Below are 15,971 nucleotides of genomic sequence, written 5' to 3' on the forward strand. Positions count from 1 at the left end.
GCGTATCATGATCGGGCTATCCCATCCCCATCCTGCATCGCGGTTCTTCAACCTTCGCGCTCAATCATGGAAGTACGCTGCTCTTCCCCGGGCGAGCTGAATGCCCTGATTACGCTCCTCGACGACCCTGACCTCAACGTACAGACGGCCGTGAAGGAGCGCCTGACCGAGTTGGGGCGTCCCGCCGTCCTCGGGTTGCGCAAGGCCCAATGCCTGGCGCGGGGCGATCTGCGGGTGCACATCGGCGAAGTGCTGCACGATCTGCACTTCACCGACATCCGCCGGCGCTGGCGGCGCCTGATGGAATCGGGCACGCCGGACATCGAGGAAGGGGCCATCCTGCTTGCGCTGCACCGGTATCCCGAACTGGATGTCGAGGCCCTCAAGGCCCGGCTGGACGCCATGGCGGACGAGATCCGCCCGAGCATCGAAGCAGCGGAAGGCGTGGGGCGCGCCTTCGTGCTCAGTTCTTATCTGTGCAACGAACTCGGCTTCCAGGGCAACAACGAGCACTACGGCGACCCGAATAACAGCTACCTGAACTGCGTCGTCGAGAGCCGGCGCGGCATCCCGGTCAGCCTCTGCACCCTGTTCATCATCCTCGGCCGCCGCCTCGGCATTCCCATCCACGGGGTCAACATGCCGGCGCACTTTCTCGCCAAATACGAGGACGAACGTCATGAAGTATTTTTTGATATATTCAATGGCGGCAACCCGATCCTCAAAGAACAGTGCGTTCAGTTCCTGATTAAGGCCGGCCTCACGCCCAAGCCGCGTTATTTCAAGGCCGCCAGCGGCCAGACCATCCTCATCCGCATGGTCTGCAACCTCCTCGCCCTTCCGCGGGAAGAGACGCGGGTTCGTCTGCTCGACGAACTCAACCATCTGGTCGAGCCCTGGAAGCCGAACACGAACGTGCTCTAACCACGTGTCCACGTGTCAGCACCCGACGTCGAACCCGAGGTTCATTATCTGAGTCGGCATCGCCTCGATCATGGTTCGCCATCCGAGGTGTTTGCGCTCGAGCTGTTCCAGCCCTTCATGGTGTGCATGGCGCCCGTGCTGATCGCGGCGCTGGTACAGGTGCTCTTCGGCCGGCCGGTGCTTGAACTGGCCATGCGCGGCACGCTGGCGGCGCTCGGGCTGGCCTCCGCATGGACCTATTTCCAGATGAACCGCCGCATCGTTGAGATCCGTTTCCGGCAGGAACGGGTCGCGATGGTCTCGGTCTGGAAAGCCGCCCAACGGAACCCCTCGCTCGCCTGGGAGCGCGCGCTCGACGTACGCCCCGTCGACCGCGGGTTTCGCACCACGGTCGGGCACACGACCTACGAACTGACGCGGGCCGACTGGCCGGAGCTGGACAAAATCGCGGAGGGGCTTCGGGCCACGCAACCTTGATGCGGGCGCCCGGTACCATGAACCGGCCTCGATCACCCAGCAGAGACACCCGTGGGCACGCCTGAACTCCCGAGTCGGAAACGGATCGCGCTCGTCGCGCACGACCACAAAAAAGCGGACCTCATCGACTGGGCGCGCGAACATGCGGACACGCTCAGCCGGCACGAACTCCTCGGCACCGGCACGACAGGCCGGCTCCTGAACGAAGCGCTGGGGATCGACATCAAGCGGCTGCAAAGCGGCCCCCTCGGCGGCGATCAGCAGCTCGGCGCGCTCATCGCGGAGGGCGGCATCGATGTGCTCGTCTTTTTCTGGGATCCCCTCGAACCGCTGCCGCACGATCCCGACGTGCGCGCGCTGCTGCGCATCTCCGTCGTCTGGAATATCCCGATCGCCTGCAACCGGGCCTCGGCCGACTTCATCTTCTCTTCCCCGCATCTCAATGGAACGTACGACCGGGATATTCCGGATTACGGTCCGTATGAAATGAGATCTATGCGTACGTGATGCAGGACTTTCGGAAGCCCGATCGGGCTTTCATATGCGTCAAAAGATGATGCCCCAAGGTAGCATTTCTATTGCCCGTAGGCACGATCCGGTGGGTAAGTTGTGGGGTGATGCGAACAAAAAACGCAGAACCGGACGTGCCGGCGCAGGCGGATGCCGCAAATTGGTGGGATTATTGCCCGAATTGCATTCATCGGCTGATCAACGCAGGCTGTAACGATCATCGCCTCGCTGTTATTCTTTCATGTCTTGCGCCGACCTCGATTAACACCCTTCCAAACGGATCAAAGGGCCTCCTTTTTTATGACCAGACAACAAATCATCGCAGCCGCCGAGCAGATCGCTCAGGCCGTCGAACAGGCAGGCATCGCCGAGCTGCTCAGTAGCACCAGCGATCTTTCGCTGCAGGATTATCTCAAGTCCTTCAAGCAGTATAACATTCTGGCCGAGAAATTCAGCGATGGCGCGTTGTTTCTCGAGAAGGAGCTCGGTTTCGCTCCGTTGCGCGAGCCCGATCCCTGGATCGTGATGTCGAAAAACGGAGAGATCGACGCCGACAATCCCCTGAAGCACATCGCCGGCGTCATCGCCACCCTCTCGGCCATCGGCAACATGCTGACCGAGAGCACGGGCGGCGACGACACGCCGGAAGGCCGGGAGACGCTGTCGCTCGTCCTCTTCGAGCAGGAGTCCCGAATGGGGTCCTCGCCCCGGCGCATCAGCGATGCGCTCGACAGCATTGCCGCCCTCTACGAGGCCTGCGCGCGAATCCAGCACGCCGCTTACGATGACCTCGAAGTGGTGTCCTGCGATTCGGGAAGCGACAAGCTGTTTGTGTTCGAGGGCAATGAGGCCGTCATCGGCCCGCTCAAGGAGCTCATCCTCTCGATCTGGGAACGCATCGTATTCTACCGCGAGCGCACGCTCCAGGAACGCATCTCGCTGCTCACGCACTCGCTGCCGGTGCTCGACAAGGTGGCCGAGATGGAGCTGCATGGCTCGATCACGAGCAACGACGCCGAGATGACGCGCAAGGCGATCGTGTCCGGCGTGAAGCGTTTCCTCTCGAGCGGCTCGATGATGCAGAAGGTCAGTGGCCGCGACGCGATCGACGAGCGTTCGCTGATCATGCCCGAACCGGCCGCAGCCGTCGCGGCGCCGCCGGCGCCCGAACGCCCCGCGCCGGCCGCGGAGCCTGCGCCCCGCCCCGCACCGATGCCGGAACCGGAGCCGATCGACGACCCGATCATCCCCTCCTTCTCCGCATCCGCCGACCACATCGAGGACATGCACGAGCCCGAGCCCGATCTCACCTGGGACGGCATCCTCGAAGACGATCTGAAGACGCTCCGCGAACTGATCGACAAGACGAAACGCTCGGAAGAAGAACACGGGTAAACGCCAACCCGGCAGAACGCACCGAATAAAAACGCATCAGGCCCCGTAGCGCGCGTCATCGCACGAGCTACGGGGCCTGTGATTTCGTTTACCTGAATCGGGCGCGGACGGTCCGTCAGCGCGGCCCTACGCGATCCAGCTGGACGCCATAGGCGGACAGGGCCATTTCCTCGGACGCCCGCCACCCGTCGGCAGAACGCACATCCACCAGCGCGCGGCGCGGATGCGCCTGGATCCGGTCGTTCGTGGTCTGCGAGAACCGTTGCCACGTGTCGAGGTCGTTGCTGGGCATTTCCGCGATGAAGAACACGGCATCCTCGTTTCCACGCCGGCCGTAGACGTTGTCGTCGTACGTGTCCGGCTTGTCCGGGGGCGGCGTCCCCTCCACCCGGATTTCCTGCGCGCGGGTCGGGCCCAGTCCGTTGTTTAGCACGAGATTTCGGCTGAAGACGGTGCCTCCGGAGACCGCCCGGATATCGCCATGTTTGTACCGGATGCCGTCTCCCTCATTGGAGTAGACCGTGTTCATCTCGATCCGGTTGTCGCTCGTCGCCTGGATCTGAATGCCGCTGCCGGTGCCGTCGAGGAGCCGGGTGCCGTACACCACATTGTTGCGCACGACATTGTGGGTGGAGCGGTATTCGATCATGATGCCGGCTTTGAGGTTGCCCACGACGAGCGAGCCTTCGACGATGTTGTTCGTATTGTCGATGTCGAGCCAGATCCCGGGCCCCTGGTTGTAGGCGGCGTAATGCCGGCGGATGGTCGTGTAGGAGGTCTCGACGAATTTGCCCCCGCCGGCTTCCCAGCGGGCGTCGTAGCCTTTCCAGTTGTTGCCCACGCTCCGGTTGTCTTCCAGGAGCGAATGATGCGTCCGGCTGCTCCAGCCCATCTGCCCGTTGTACATGGCCCAGTTGCCGCGAAACGTCTGGTCGTGTCCCCCGACCATGATGCCGAGCCCGTTGCACCACGCGACCAGGTTTTCTTCCACCTCCCAGTGATCGCCAACCGCCTGCACGCAGCCGTCTTTTCCCGAGTTGGGGGCCTGCATGAAGGCCATCCCGATGATGCGGACATGCCGCACCGTCGAGTCCGCGCCGGTCAGGAGCATGGGGCGGATCCCCGCCTCGATCGCCAGGCTATCCGGCCGGCGCTGTCCCTTGAAGTTCGCCACGATGCGTCGCGGCGATTCGGGCTCGCCTTCCACCCAGAACGTCCCGCCGGCGTTCAGCTTTTCGCTCGCGAAGACCGCCCGCAGGGGCAATCCATCCACGAACAGCAGCTCGGGGCGAAACGCATCCTGCGGACGCTGTTTGGATCGATGCATCGGGAGCGACACCCTCCAGCTGCGCTCCCAGTTGGTGCCATCGGCGCGCCATCCGTCGGTGAGCGGATCGGAGCCGGACACCACGACGGCCTCACCGGGGTACGCGGCGAGCGTGAGCGGGCGATCCGGTTCGCCTCCCGTCTTGAGGAGCAGGGCTTCCCGGTAGGTGCCGGCGCGCACGACCACGGCATCGCCGGCCCGCGCGCGGCGCAAGGCCGCGCCGATCTCCGTGCAAGGGGCCTCGAAGGTGCAGGCGGCCCCGGTCTTTTCGGCCTGCTGGTCGACCCACAGCAGCGCGCCGGTGGGGCTCAGCACGGCCTTGAGGCTATCCCGCTCCACAATCGGGCGCGCATGCCAGCGCGTTTCCGAAACAAATCGTTCCACGAGCCGGCCGGCGGGCTCGAGATCCATCTCCATCGGCACCGCGGCCGGTTGCGCCCTGCAGGAAGCACACAGAAAACCTATGCACAATGCCAGCAGCAGCGAGTATCTTTGGTTGCTCATACGCACTTCGTTATCCCAGCGCACCGATACGGAATATCATGATTACGATCGACCGATCGTCCAGAAAACATGTTCTCGAGCAGCTGAAGGAACAGGTACGCTACGCGCTGGCGACGGGTGCGTTTCCCGTAGGCTCCAGACTGCCATCGACGCGCGTCCTGGCCGATCAACTGCATATATCCTTTCATACCGTCCGCAAGGCCTATCAGGAATTGGCGGAAGAAGGTTTGCTGGAATCCATAAAAGGGAGCGGATTCAGGGTCTGCGAGCGGCTGGCGCCCAATGTCGAGGATCGCATGGAACAGGGCGCCGCCATCGTGCACGAGACGTTGCAGCGATTGCTCGGGCTCGGACTCGAGGAATCCGAGGTCGAGTACCTGCTCGAAGAACAGTTCTCCGTGCTCGAGCGCGCCAACGACCGCCCCCGGGTACTGTTTGTCGCGGCGTACCAGGAGATGGCGGAGGCGTGCGCCGAAGCGGTAACCCACACCCTCCAGACGCCGCTCGACCCGATCGCGCTGGCCGCGATGGACCAGGAGCAGGACGCCGAATACGTCCTCACCCCGCACGTGAACGTGCGGCAGGCCATGGACCTGCTGCCGCGCAGCGACGTGCTCAGCGTCACCGTCTACCTCACGCCGGAGACGCTCGACCGCATCGCCCGGCTCCGGTCGCACGAAACGCTGGGCATCGTGAGCTACTACGCCGGCACGATTCCCTTTCTCATGAAAGAGATCCAGCAACAGACCGGCTTCGAGGGCCAGATGTTCGGGGCATCGATCGACCAGGGATCGCGGCATATCCTGCAGCTCAGCGGCCAGCTCGATCTGCTGGCCTACACGCCGCGCAGCCGCCGGCGCCTGCTTCAACTGCGGCAGGACATGCAGCACCTGCTGGCCCCGATCGACTGGTTCATCGCGCGCGACTCGCTCGACGCCATCAAACGGCTGATACCGTCCTGATGGGCAGTCCTGTCACTCGATCTGCTTTTCGGAAATGATCTCTTCGAGCGCCGGCGGCACCGCCGCCTTTTCGCGTTCTTCTTCCTCGACCTGATCCGGATACTTTACGCGTCCGTGGTGCATGCCCACAAGCATGGCGAGGAAGGTGTCCTTGATGATGTTCAGATCGTGAAACGTCAGCTCGGTCTCGTCCAGCTGCCCGTCGTTGACCCGCGCGCGGAAGATGGCGTCGATCAGCGTCTCCAGGCGCTTGTGCGTCGGCTCGGACAGACTCCGCGAGGCGGCCTCCACGGAATCCGCCAGCATCAAAATGCCGGTCTCGCGCGACTGAGGCCGCGGCCCCGGGTACCTGAATTCGGCCTCCTGCACGACGTCCTGATGGCTGTGCTCCTCCGCTTTCCGGTAGAAATACTCGATGAGGGTCGTCCCGTGATGCATCGGGATAAAATCCAGCACGCGATTCGGCAGGTTGTACTGTTTGCCGATCTCTACGCCCTCCTTGACGTGGCTCGCGATGATGAGCGCGCTCATCCGCGGCTTGAGCTGGTCGTGCGGATTCTCGTTCGAGCGCTGGTTCTCGACAAAATATTCCGCTTTCGGCATCTTGCCGATATCGTGATAGAGCGCGCCCACGCGGGCGAGCAGCGCGTTGGCACCGATCGCGTCCGCGGCGGCTTCGGCCAGATTGGCGACCTGCAGGCTGTGGTTAAAGGTCCCGGGCGCCCGAAGGCTCAGCTCCTTGAGCAACGGACGGTTCGTGTCCGACAGTTCGAGCAGCGTCAGGTCGGTCGTGATGTCGAACGCGCGCTCGAACACCCAGAGCAGCGGGAGCGACACGATCAGCATGAGCGAATTGATGCCGACGCGGATCAGGTCTTCGCCGAAGATGCTCGCCGGCGTGTCGTATATCAGCCACGTAGCGCCCAGGACGAGCCCGTAGCCGAGGAAGACCATCCCCGCGCTCAGGAAGATCTGCCCCCGAATCTTGATGTCGCGTACACTGAAGACGCCCAGGTTGCCGGCGAAGATGGTGGCGAAGGTGAACTCGAAGTCGTACCCCATCAGGTGCCCGCCGACGAGCGCGAGCGTAAGCAGCCCGAACAGCGCCACCCGGGAGTCGAACATCACGGTGAGCATGACCGGCGCCACCGCCACGGGGACGGCATACATCCCGAACAGCGGATAGCGGATGGCGATCGCATACGAGCCGATGATGCCGACAAACAGCAAGGCGATGAGCAGCACCTTGCGGTTGTCGTCGAAGATTTGCCGGCGCAGGAAATACAGGTAGAGGAAAAAGATGAGGTAGGTCGCGAGGGCGAGAAAAAACTGGCCGGCCGCGAGTTTCCAGGGCAGTTTGCGCCCCATCCGTTCGCGCTGGGCACGCTCCAGCGACGTGAGCCGCCGCTTGATCTCCTGCGTCACTTTTTCGCCGTTTTCGACGATGACGCTGCCGGCGTTGACCATGCCGCGGGTCGGGGAAATGCGCTGCTCCTTCCGCTGCCACTCCCGCAACGTCTCGGCCCGCAAGTACGTGAGGGAATGCTGGAACATCGACATGAACAACCCTTCGCCGAGGCTGACATATTCGGGGTTGTTCGGATACGCCTTGATGAGCTCGTCACGCGCCAGCTGAAAGGCCTCGTTCAGACCGAAAAGGTTGTCCTTGCGCTTCGTGCGGACCACCGACTCGGCTTCGTTCCGGATATAGATCTCATCCGTGTAGATGCTATCCATCGGCACGTCGAGGATGCCGATCGAGATCAGCTGCGTGCCGACGCTCCACACCTTGCGCATCAGCAATTCATCCAGGCGGGGCCCCCGGGCGCGGGTTTCGGACAGGGCGGGATCCCGCTCGACGTACGAACGGGTAAGCAGTTGCCATTGCTGCGGGGTCAGCTTGACGCGGGCGTTTCGCCGCAGTTCGAGGTAGCGCAAGGAATCGGCGAGCGCCGCTTCCATCAGGCCGGCGCGCTGGTTGAACCGGTAGGCCGCGTAGGTCCCGAAGATCCGCTCGAGCTGGCTCACCACCGTATCGCGCTTCGCGGCCATCCGGGCCGCGGCATCCTCCGTCTCCTCGAAATACGGCGGCGTCGTAAACCGGACATTTTTCCGCTCGCTCTCGATGATCTCCGGATCCTTATAGATCGCAAAATCGAAGGGCGCCTCGAGGGTCTCGTGCCGCCAGAAGTCCCCTTCCGCCACGGTGTAGTGATAAAAATCGGCGTGCGGGAAGGCCAGATAGGTCAGGACGACCAGCGTGATGAAGATGCTTCCCTTGACGATCAGATTGCGCTGCTGCACGCGCGGATCCTCGCTGAATCCGCGTTCGAGTCGCTCGCCGACCGGACGAATCTTGGGTCGCAGTCTAAAAACGTGTTTGATCCAACTCATGGCGAAACAGGTACAGCCGCGGCTCCCGCCACATGATCGATATGTTAGGTGCGCTCAGGAGCCCATAGGATATGCCACAGGGGTCGCAATGATCCGAACACGAGCATCATGGCCGCCCCGATGGCGGTAAACCACGGCCAGGCAATGCCCACCAGGTTGCCCGCCGGCGCGTCCGAGAACCAGCGGATCAGCCAGCCCGTCGCCGGATCGTACCGCACGCCCGTGATGATGACGACCATCAGGGCGATCGTCACCACAAAGGCCGCGATGGCGTCGCGCTCCACGGCGCGGCGCTGCAGCAACCCGAGGGCGAACAGTCCGAGCATGCCCCCGTACGTGAAGGTGGCAATCGCGAGCCCGAGCTCCACCACAGGACTCGTCTGATCCTCGAACAGGCTGGCGAAACCGACAAAGATGACACCCCAGATCAAGGTAAACATCCTCGCGACGCGCAGCGCGCGCTGATTCTCCAGGGCTTTTCCCGAGAAACGCTCGTAGAGATCCATCATGGTCGATGAGGCCAGCGCGTTGAGCGAAGACGACAGCGTGCTCATCGCCGCAGCCACGATGCCGGCCAGGATAAGCCCCGACACGCCGGCAGGCAGACCCTCGATGATGAACTTGGGAAAGACCTCATCCGCCCGCGCGAGTCCCAGCTCCTGCACCGACGCGCCGCCATAATAGACCCAGATCAGCACGCCCACGAACAGAAACAGGGCAAACTGCACCATCACGACCAGCCCGCTCCCGATCAACGCCTTGCGGCTATCCGCCAGATTCCGGCAGACCAGCAGCCGCTGCACGATCAGCTGGTCGCTGCCGTGCGACGCCATGGTAAAGATGGCCCCGCCCACCACGGCGGTAAAAAAGGCGTACGGCTGGGTGATCCATTCGACCAGGGGCCGGCCGGCCTCGAAATTCAGCATCTTGAGTTTGCCCGCCTCGGAGGCCATCTGAAACCAGCCGGCAGGCGCCTTATCCAGCAGCACGAGCAGCGCGAGAATCGATCCCCCCACATAGACGCCCATCTGGATCACGTCGATCCAGATCACCGCCTTGATCCCCCCGATCATGGTATAGATGATCGTAAAAACGCCAATCGCCGCGATGATCGTCAGGTACGACACCTCGACGCCCGACTGCACGGCGATCAGTTTGATCGGGATGGCCGTCGCGAAGAGCCTGACTCCGTCGGCGAGCAGTCGCGTGCAAAGAAAGGTGATCGAAGCCAGCACCTGTGTCCGCCACCCGAAACGTTGCCCCAGAAACGCATAGGCCGTGACGAACTCGCCGTCGACGTACCGCGGAAGCAGGACGATGCTCACCGCGATGCGGCCGATGAGGTAGCCCAGCGTGAGCTGCAGGAAGGTCATGGCGCCGGCATAGGCCACCGCCGGCACGCCGATGACCGTGAGCGTGCTGGTTTCGGTCGCTACGATCGAAAAGCAAACCGCCCACCAGGGCAGGGATCGGCTCCCGAGGAAATAATCGGTCCGGCTCGTCTGCCTCCCCCCGATCCAGGCGCCGATCCCCAGTACGGCGACAATGTATATTGCAATAACGGCATAATCGAGCAGTGTCAGCATCGGCGGCGGTCCTCAGGTCAATGGATGGGCTAACGTCAGGCGGCGCCGAGCAGGGCACGGAAGCCGGCTTCGTCCAGGATGGGGATGCCCAGCTCGACAGCTTTGTCGTATTTGGACCCCGTGGATTCGCCGGCGACGACATAATCTGTTTTTTTGCTCACGCTGGAGGCGACCTTGCCGCCGGCGGCCTTGATCATCGCCTGCGCGTCCGCGCGCCCCAGCGTGGGCAGGGTGCCCGTGAGGACAAACGTCTTCCCAAACGCGGCGCTGTCGACATCGTGCGCCGGCTCTTCCTCCGGCAGTCGCGCCAGGTTGAGACCGAGCCGCCCCAGATCGGCGACGAGCGTGCGGTTGTCCTCCACCTTGAACCAGTCCACGATGCTCTCGGCAATGACCGGCCCGATGCCCTCGATGGCCAGCAACGCGTCCGCATCCATCTCGCTCATCGCCTCGATCGACGGCACCCGGGATACCAGCAGCTCCGCCGTCGTCTTGCCGACATGGCGCATCCCCAGACCGAAAATCAGCCGCGAAAGCGGCCGGCGCTTGGACGCCTCGATGCCGTCGAGCAGGTTCTGCGCCTTCTTGCCGGCAAACCCCTCGAGCCCGAGCAAGTCCTCCATCTTCAGCCGATAGATGTCCGAGAGCGTCTTTACGAGCCCTTCCTGGCCGAGCTGGATGGCGAGCTTGGCGCCGAGGCCCTCGATGTCCATCGCCGCGCGGCTCGCGTAGTGTTCGATGAGCCGAATAAACTGGGCGGGGCAGTCCGTCGAGACGCAGTACCAATCCGCCTCACCGGGCAAACGGACGACCGGCGAGTCGCACGCCGGGCATCGCGTCGGGAATACGAAGACGCGCTCGGACCCGTCCCGCGCTTCCACGACCGGTCCGACGACCTGGGGGATGACGTCGCCGGCCCGTTTGACGAGCACCGTGTCGCCGATGCGGATATCGCGGTCGCGGATGTAATCTTCGTTGTGGAGTGTGGCCTGGGAAACCGTGACGCCGCCGATGCCGACGGGCTCCAGCGCGGCCTCCGGCTTCAGCGCCCCCGTGCGCCCCACATTGACGAGGATGTCGCGCAGTTTCGTCGTCGCTTCGCGGGCGGCGAACTTGAAGGCGATCGCCCAGCGCGGCGCGCTCGACACATTTCCGAGCACGCGCTGGTATTCCAGTTCGTCGATCTTGATGACGATCCCGTCGATCTCATAATCGAGCGTGTCGCGGTGCTCCGCCCAGTGCTGGCAGAAGGCGACGACCTCGTCGATCCGGGTCAGCCGTCGCGCGTGCGGGTTTATCGGGAATCCGAGTTCGGCCAGCCAGTTGAGGAGGTCCCACTGCGAGCCGGGCATCGCTGCGCCGGCGATCGGCCCGACGCCATAGGTAAAGAAATAGAGCGGCCGGGAGGCCGTGATTTTGGGGTCGAGCACGCGCAGGCTGCCGGCGGCCGCGTTGCGCGGATTGGCAAAGGTCTTGGCCCCGGCCCCGGCCAGTTTTTCGTTGAGCGCCTCGAAGGCCGTGGCCGGCATATACACCTCGCCGCGCACCTCCAGCCGGTCGGGCGCGCTTTTCGCCGCGCTGCCCGGCACCGGAATCGTCAAGGGGATGCTCTCGATGGTCCGCACATGCGGGGTGATGTTTTCGCCCTCGACGCCGTTCCCGCGCGTGGCGCCGATGACCAGATCGCCGGCTTCATACGTAATCGCCAGTGCGAGACCGTCGATTTTCAGCTCCGCCGTCAACGCCGGCTCCACGGACTCCCCGTACGTCGCTTCGAGCCCCCGCTGGCATCGGGCGTACCAGGCGCGCACCTCTTCCTCGTCGAAGGCATTGGACAGGGACAGCAGCGCCGCGGGATGGCGCACTTTTTCGAATTGACTGAGCGGTTCACCGCCGACGCGCTGCGTGGGCGAGGCCCCGGTTCGCAGGTCGGGGAATCGAGTCTCCAGCGTCTGAAGCGCCCGAAAAAGCCGGTCGTACTCCGCATCCGAGACGACCGGAGCGTCCTTCACGTAGTACTGAAAGGCGTGGTAGTTCAATACAGGCGTGAGCGCCTCAACGAACTGTTTGGCCTCTTCCTGATCGAGATCCTGCAGGTGGACGGCGTCGAGGCGAGCGAGCAGCGACCTCGATTCCTTGGCTAGCGACATACCGGGTGCCCGTACTGTCAGATGTGAGCGTGGTGGCGGTGCAAACCGCAATCGGGATCGCCAAGGTACGCCCGCCGGCCGATAGATTCCAGCCGCGTCGGGCACGCCGCGCGGGTTCTGTCACCGGGTGACCGGGGGCGGGATTATCGCCGGCTCGCGAGCTGCCGCTGGGCCAGGAAGAGGCGGATCGAGTCGCGGTTGATCACCACGCGTCCGGACGTGTCGGCGGGGATGAGCGGATACCGGTGGCCTTCGAGCCAGACGGCCATGTCGTCGAGCCGTTCCTCGACGGCGATCCGGTTCAGGAAGGTAAACCGGAGGGTATCGCCCTGATCGAGCCAGTACGGGCGGCGCAGGTCGCGATCGACCTGGACCTTGAAGGGATCGAGTTTGTTTTTTTCGGCGACGACGACCAGAGTGAGGCTGTCGTGCAGCACGATATCGGCGATGGCGAGCGCGGGCAGCGGGGCGGGCGACGCGGTGCGCTGGGGCTCGCCGGCCGGGACGTCGGAGGCTGCCGCGGCGGCGGGCGGAAGGGTGACGAGTTCTGTCGACCGGGATGCCCCCGTGGCCGGCGAACGCGAGAGAAACTGAGTGATCAGCACGCCGGCGACCACGATAGCAGCCAGGATGCCGCCCCACTGAAACAGAGCGCGCGATTCGAGCCGGCTCACGATGCCCATCGCGGCGGCGGCGGTGTCCCGCGCGGTCTCGACGAAGCGGGCCAGCCGGGGCTCAAGCCCGAATCGGTCGAATCGGGCGGCGCGCGTGGCAGGCTGCCGGGTCGGTTCAGCCGGCCTGAATTCGAACAGGGGTTCAGCGACCGGCGCTCCGACCCGCTCGGCTGGTTCGACCGCCTCCGGCTGCTCGACGGGCGCCGGCGCTTCCTGCGGCGGCAGCCCGAGATAGGCGACGGCGAGTTCGCGGCGATAGGCGCCGGCGAGGGCCGCTTCGAAGGCCTCGGTCAGGGCCCGATCGCTGATGCGAATCGTGCCCGCATAACTCCGCAGAATGGCCCGCTGATACACCTCATTAAACAGCGGATGCGCCACGAGCGCGTTCAGTTCGAACTGCTCGATCAGGTTCAGATTGATCTTGGTAGCCTGATGAATGGCGTCGCGGTCCATCCCGCGCAGTTCCCGAAGGGCGACGAGGTCGTCGAGAAACGAGCGTAACGATGGCGTTACGGGGGTGCCAGCCATGTGGGGTAATGTCTTCGTTTTGAAAAACGGGAGACACCCGATATCCGGGGGGTCAGCCGGCTCATCGGGTAAGCGTTTGTAAATGATAAGCATCCGCCCAGTACATAGCAACCGACCGCCCCGGCTCTCATCGTCCCGGAGCGCACGATCACAAACACATAACAAAAAGGTCATCGATCCGGAGATCGATGACCTTTTGTCGTCGGTTTCGACTGTCGGGACGGCGAGATTCGAACTCGCGACCCCTTGCACCCCATGCAAGTGCGCTACCGGGCTGCGCCACGTCCCGAAACCGGTACTAGAGCATTTTTTTAAGCTCGTTAAGAAACTCCCGGAGGGCCAAAAGTTCCTGTCGGAATGCGGCTTTATGATCTTTCTGATCCGGCGCGGACTCGTCCTGCGCGAGCGCCTTGCGCGCGCCCTCGATCGTATACTTCTCCTCGCGCAGCAAGTGCTTGATGCGCTGGATGAAATCGACGTCGGCCTCGGTGTATATCCGCCTTCCAGCCCTGTTTTTCTGAGGTTTGAGTTCCGGAAATTCCGTCTCCCAGTACCGCAGTACATGCTGTTCCAGGCCGGTGAGCTTGCTCACTTCGCCGATGGAGTAATAGAGCTTTCGAATTCCGCCTGCCATGGAATCGCAACGGGTAGGACATAGGAATTTATCGCAAAGTACGAAACAAAACAGGCTAAATTACACCCCCCCAACTATATTCCAACCATTGGATTATCCATTTTCTCAGAAGATTGACCTATCTGTAACGCCCGTGCCCCGCACACCTCGTGATTCGAGCGGCGTGTATGACCTCGCCCTGCTGGGTGCCGTCCTGGTATGGGGGATCAATTTCCCCATCGTCAAGAACGCGCTCTCCACCATGCATCCGTTCGCGCTGAACGTGTTTCGATTCACGATTTCCACCCTGACGCTCGGCATCGTGACGCGCGCCCGGCGGGACGCCGATACGATCCCGCTCAGGGACCTGTTCAGGCGATACGGGTGGCGCATCCTGCTCCTGGGATTCGTCGGCAACGCGTTCTACCAGATCCTGTTCATTCTCGGCATCGCACGCACCACCGCCGGCACGGCCGCCCTGATCATGGCCAGCGCGCCGGCGTGGACCATGATCCTCAGCGCCCTGCGGGGATACGAGGGCGCCAACCGCATCACCGTCATCGGCTTGCTCCTCTCACTCTGCGGCACCGGCCTGATCGTCTTCGCCGGCCACGACCGGATCTCTTTCAACAACGAGACGTTAGCCGGAAACCTTTTGCTTCTGGGGGCCAGCATCATGTGGGGTTCGTACACGGCCCTGGCGCGGCCGACCACACGGTACATCCCTCCGCTTCAGCTTTCTTTTGTGGGCTTGCTCGTCGCAATGCCCCTGCTTGTTGCCATCGGCGTACCCCATATTCAGAGCATCGCCTGGGAACGTGTAACCTGGGACATCTGGCTCGCGATTGTTTATTCGGGCGCCTTGTCGACCGGGCTCGCCGTAGTGGTGTGGAACGTGTCCGTCAAACACGCGGGCGCCAACTACACGGCCCTGTTTGGAAATCTCGTGCCGATCGTGGCGCTCGCCGCCGGCTACCTGTTCCTGCACGAGCCCGTTACCTGGACACAGATCATTGGTGGAACGCTTGCTATCGGCGGACTTTTGCTTATCCGGTATCATGCAGCGCGCTGGCATTCGCTACAGACGACGCCCCGTTAATCGGCGGCCTATTAGACTCATACGATGCCCTGGCCGCATGCTCATGGGTATCGCCGTGCTGGCCTGCGCGGCATACGCCGTCCTGCCGGCATCGGCGCAGACGACGCTTTTTCCGGTCGAACTCCCGGCGCTGGAGGTCACCACGCACGTCTCCTACCACCCGCTGAACGGAGCGTACCTCACGGACTTCACCTACATTCGCCTGGCCTCACCCGAAGAACTCGACCCCAGTTCCGGCGGCACGGGGCGGGTAGAAACAGTGATCCTGTCCGCCGGCGCCCGGTCGAATGACGGCACGACGCTGGATTTCAGATGGCGCGCGGGGCTGATCGACATGGATCTGGTGCGGACGCCGCTCAGCATGGGGCTGACGCTCTTCGACTTCAACCGCACCGGTTGGATGGATACCGACTTCCGCTGGGTCAATCTGCGGCTGGGCCCCTCGGTATTCCTGGGATCGCCGCGATCGTTTATCGCCCTGCGGGCCATCGGGTCCGCCGGCCTCACCACGGTCAAGCTCGGTTCGTTCATGTACGATGGCCTCGGCTCGGAAATACGCGAGCGACGCAGGAGCTACGAACTCGGGTACCTCGGCGACCTGCACATTCTCCTCTGGGACCGGCTCTCGATGCAGGGGATCTTCGCCTACCGCACGATGCTCGGGGGCGGTCGGCCCCAGTTTTATCGCGCCACCGGCACTATCGGAGCCCGTTTCAGCCAGGCGCTCTCCGGGCATCTCGTCTACCAGATCGAGGAAGCGCACGTCGGCCCCTTCAAGCGCCAGCAGGACGGCTATGGCGCGCTTATCCGGTTTTCGTTCTGAGCGCG

The 15,971-nt window shown here is 63.3% G+C and carries 13 protein-coding genes and 1 tRNA gene; 7 read left to right on the top strand and 7 right to left on the bottom strand.

What is annotated here, in order from left to right; all coding sequences use genetic code 11:
• Positions 1–66 precede the first annotated feature (66 nt).
• The 4 genes from R2834_00075 (at position 67) to R2834_00090 (ending at position 3,306) form a co-directional block, all read left to right on the top strand.
• Positions 67–924: a transglutaminase-like domain-containing protein gene (locus tag R2834_00075; protein ID MEZ4698696.1), complete on the top strand. Its 858-nt coding sequence runs from the start codon at positions 67–69 to the stop codon at positions 922–924.
• A 12-nt stretch (positions 925–936) separates the two neighbouring features.
• Positions 937–1,401 (top strand): hypothetical protein, encoded by a 465-nt coding sequence (locus tag R2834_00080; protein MEZ4698697.1) that lies wholly within the window; start codon positions 937–939, stop codon positions 1,399–1,401.
• A 51-nt stretch (positions 1,402–1,452) separates the two neighbouring features.
• Positions 1,453–1,908, top strand: a complete 456-nt coding sequence (locus tag R2834_00085) for a methylglyoxal synthase (protein MEZ4698698.1) — start codon at positions 1,453–1,455, stop codon at positions 1,906–1,908.
• Positions 1,909–2,211: 303 nt separating this feature from the next.
• The gene (locus R2834_00090; GenBank protein MEZ4698699.1) at positions 2,212–3,306 is read left to right on the top strand and encodes a hypothetical protein; all 1,095 of its coding nucleotides are present in this window, start codon (positions 2,212–2,214) and stop codon (positions 3,304–3,306) included.
• Positions 3,307–3,421: 115 nt separating this feature from the next.
• Here the strand turns inward: R2834_00090 and R2834_00095 are convergent, their stop codons facing one another.
• Complete coding sequence (locus R2834_00095; protein ID MEZ4698700.1) at positions 3,422–5,050, bottom strand: right-handed parallel beta-helix repeat-containing protein; 1,629 nt, start codon at positions 5,048–5,050, stop codon at positions 3,422–3,424.
• 125 nt (positions 5,051–5,175) lie between these two features.
• On the opposite strand from R2834_00095, the gene R2834_00100 reads away from it, so the two are divergent.
• The gene (locus tag R2834_00100; protein MEZ4698701.1) at positions 5,176–6,099 is read left to right on the top strand and encodes a GntR family transcriptional regulator; all 924 of its coding nucleotides are present in this window, start codon (positions 5,176–5,178) and stop codon (positions 6,097–6,099) included.
• A 12-nt stretch (positions 6,100–6,111) separates the two neighbouring features.
• Here the strand turns inward: R2834_00100 and R2834_00105 are convergent, their stop codons facing one another.
• The 6 genes from R2834_00105 to R2834_00130 form a co-directional block, all read right to left on the bottom strand.
• The gene (locus R2834_00105) at positions 6,112–8,493 is read right to left on the bottom strand and encodes an HDIG domain-containing protein (GenBank protein MEZ4698702.1); all 2,382 of its coding nucleotides are present in this window, start codon (positions 8,491–8,493) and stop codon (positions 6,112–6,114) included.
• A gap of 44 nt (positions 8,494–8,537) precedes the next feature.
• Positions 8,538–10,079, bottom strand: a complete 1,542-nt coding sequence (locus R2834_00110; protein ID MEZ4698703.1) for a sodium:solute symporter — start codon at positions 10,077–10,079, stop codon at positions 8,538–8,540.
• Between the two features lie 35 nt (positions 10,080–10,114).
• Positions 10,115–12,229 carry an NAD-dependent DNA ligase LigA gene (gene ligA / locus R2834_00115; GenBank protein MEZ4698704.1) on the bottom strand — a complete coding sequence of 705 codons (2,115 nt, stop codon included), beginning with the start codon at positions 12,227–12,229 and terminating at the stop codon, positions 10,115–10,117.
• 143 nt (positions 12,230–12,372) lie between these two features.
• Positions 12,373–13,431 carry a helix-turn-helix domain-containing protein gene (locus tag R2834_00120; protein MEZ4698705.1) on the bottom strand — a complete coding sequence of 353 codons (1,059 nt, stop codon included), beginning with the start codon at positions 13,429–13,431 and terminating at the stop codon, positions 12,373–12,375.
• 215 nt (positions 13,432–13,646) lie between these two features.
• Positions 13,647–13,720, bottom strand: a tRNA-Pro gene (locus R2834_00125).
• A gap of 9 nt (positions 13,721–13,729) precedes the next feature.
• Positions 13,730–14,065 carry a MerR family transcriptional regulator gene (locus R2834_00130; GenBank protein ID MEZ4698706.1) on the bottom strand — a complete coding sequence of 112 codons (336 nt, stop codon included), beginning with the start codon at positions 14,063–14,065 and terminating at the stop codon, positions 13,730–13,732.
• Between the two features lie 133 nt (positions 14,066–14,198).
• On the opposite strand from R2834_00130, the gene R2834_00135 reads away from it, so the two are divergent.
• Entirely contained in the window at positions 14,199–15,143 is a 945-nt protein-coding gene (locus R2834_00135) for a DMT family transporter (GenBank protein MEZ4698707.1), read from the top strand.
• Positions 15,144–15,180: 37 nt separating this feature from the next.
• A complete protein-coding gene (locus R2834_00140; GenBank protein ID MEZ4698708.1) occupies positions 15,181–15,966 on the top strand; it encodes a hypothetical protein in 786 nt (261 codons plus the stop codon).
• The last annotated feature ends 5 nt before the right edge of the window (positions 15,967–15,971 follow it).

The sequence above is a fragment of the Rhodothermales bacterium genome (genome assembly GCA_041391505.1).
GTDB lineage: Bacteria > Bacteroidota > Rhodothermia > Rhodothermales > JAHQVL01 > JAWKNW01.

Bases quoted from the DNA above. Each gene is read 5' to 3' on its own strand.
- R2834_00075 (MEZ4698696.1), top strand. From the start codon at position 67: ATGGAAGTACGCTGCTCTTCCCCGGGCGAGCTGAATGCCCTGATTACG.
- R2834_00090 (MEZ4698699.1), top strand. From the start codon at position 2,212: ATGACCAGACAACAAATCATCGCAGCCGCCGAGCAGATCGCTCAGGCC.
- R2834_00095 (MEZ4698700.1), bottom strand. From the start codon at position 5,050: ATGGAGATGGATCTCGAGCCCGCCGGCCGGCTCGTGGAACGATTTGTT.
- R2834_00100 (MEZ4698701.1), top strand. From the start codon at position 5,176: ATGATTACGATCGACCGATCGTCCAGAAAACATGTTCTCGAGCAGCTG.
- R2834_00105 (MEZ4698702.1), bottom strand. From the start codon at position 8,493: ATGAGTTGGATCAAACACGTTTTTAGACTGCGACCCAAGATTCGTCCG.
- R2834_00110 (MEZ4698703.1), bottom strand. From the start codon at position 10,079: ATGCTGACACTGCTCGATTATGCCGTTATTGCAATATACATTGTCGCC.
- ligA (MEZ4698704.1), bottom strand. From the start codon at position 12,229: ATGTCGCTAGCCAAGGAATCGAGGTCGCTGCTCGCTCGCCTCGACGCC.
- R2834_00120 (MEZ4698705.1), bottom strand. From the start codon at position 13,431: ATGGCTGGCACCCCCGTAACGCCATCGTTACGCTCGTTTCTCGACGAC.
- R2834_00130 (MEZ4698706.1), bottom strand. From the start codon at position 14,065: ATGGCAGGCGGAATTCGAAAGCTCTATTACTCCATCGGCGAAGTGAGC.
- R2834_00140 (MEZ4698708.1), top strand. From the start codon at position 15,181: ATGCTCATGGGTATCGCCGTGCTGGCCTGCGCGGCATACGCCGTCCTG.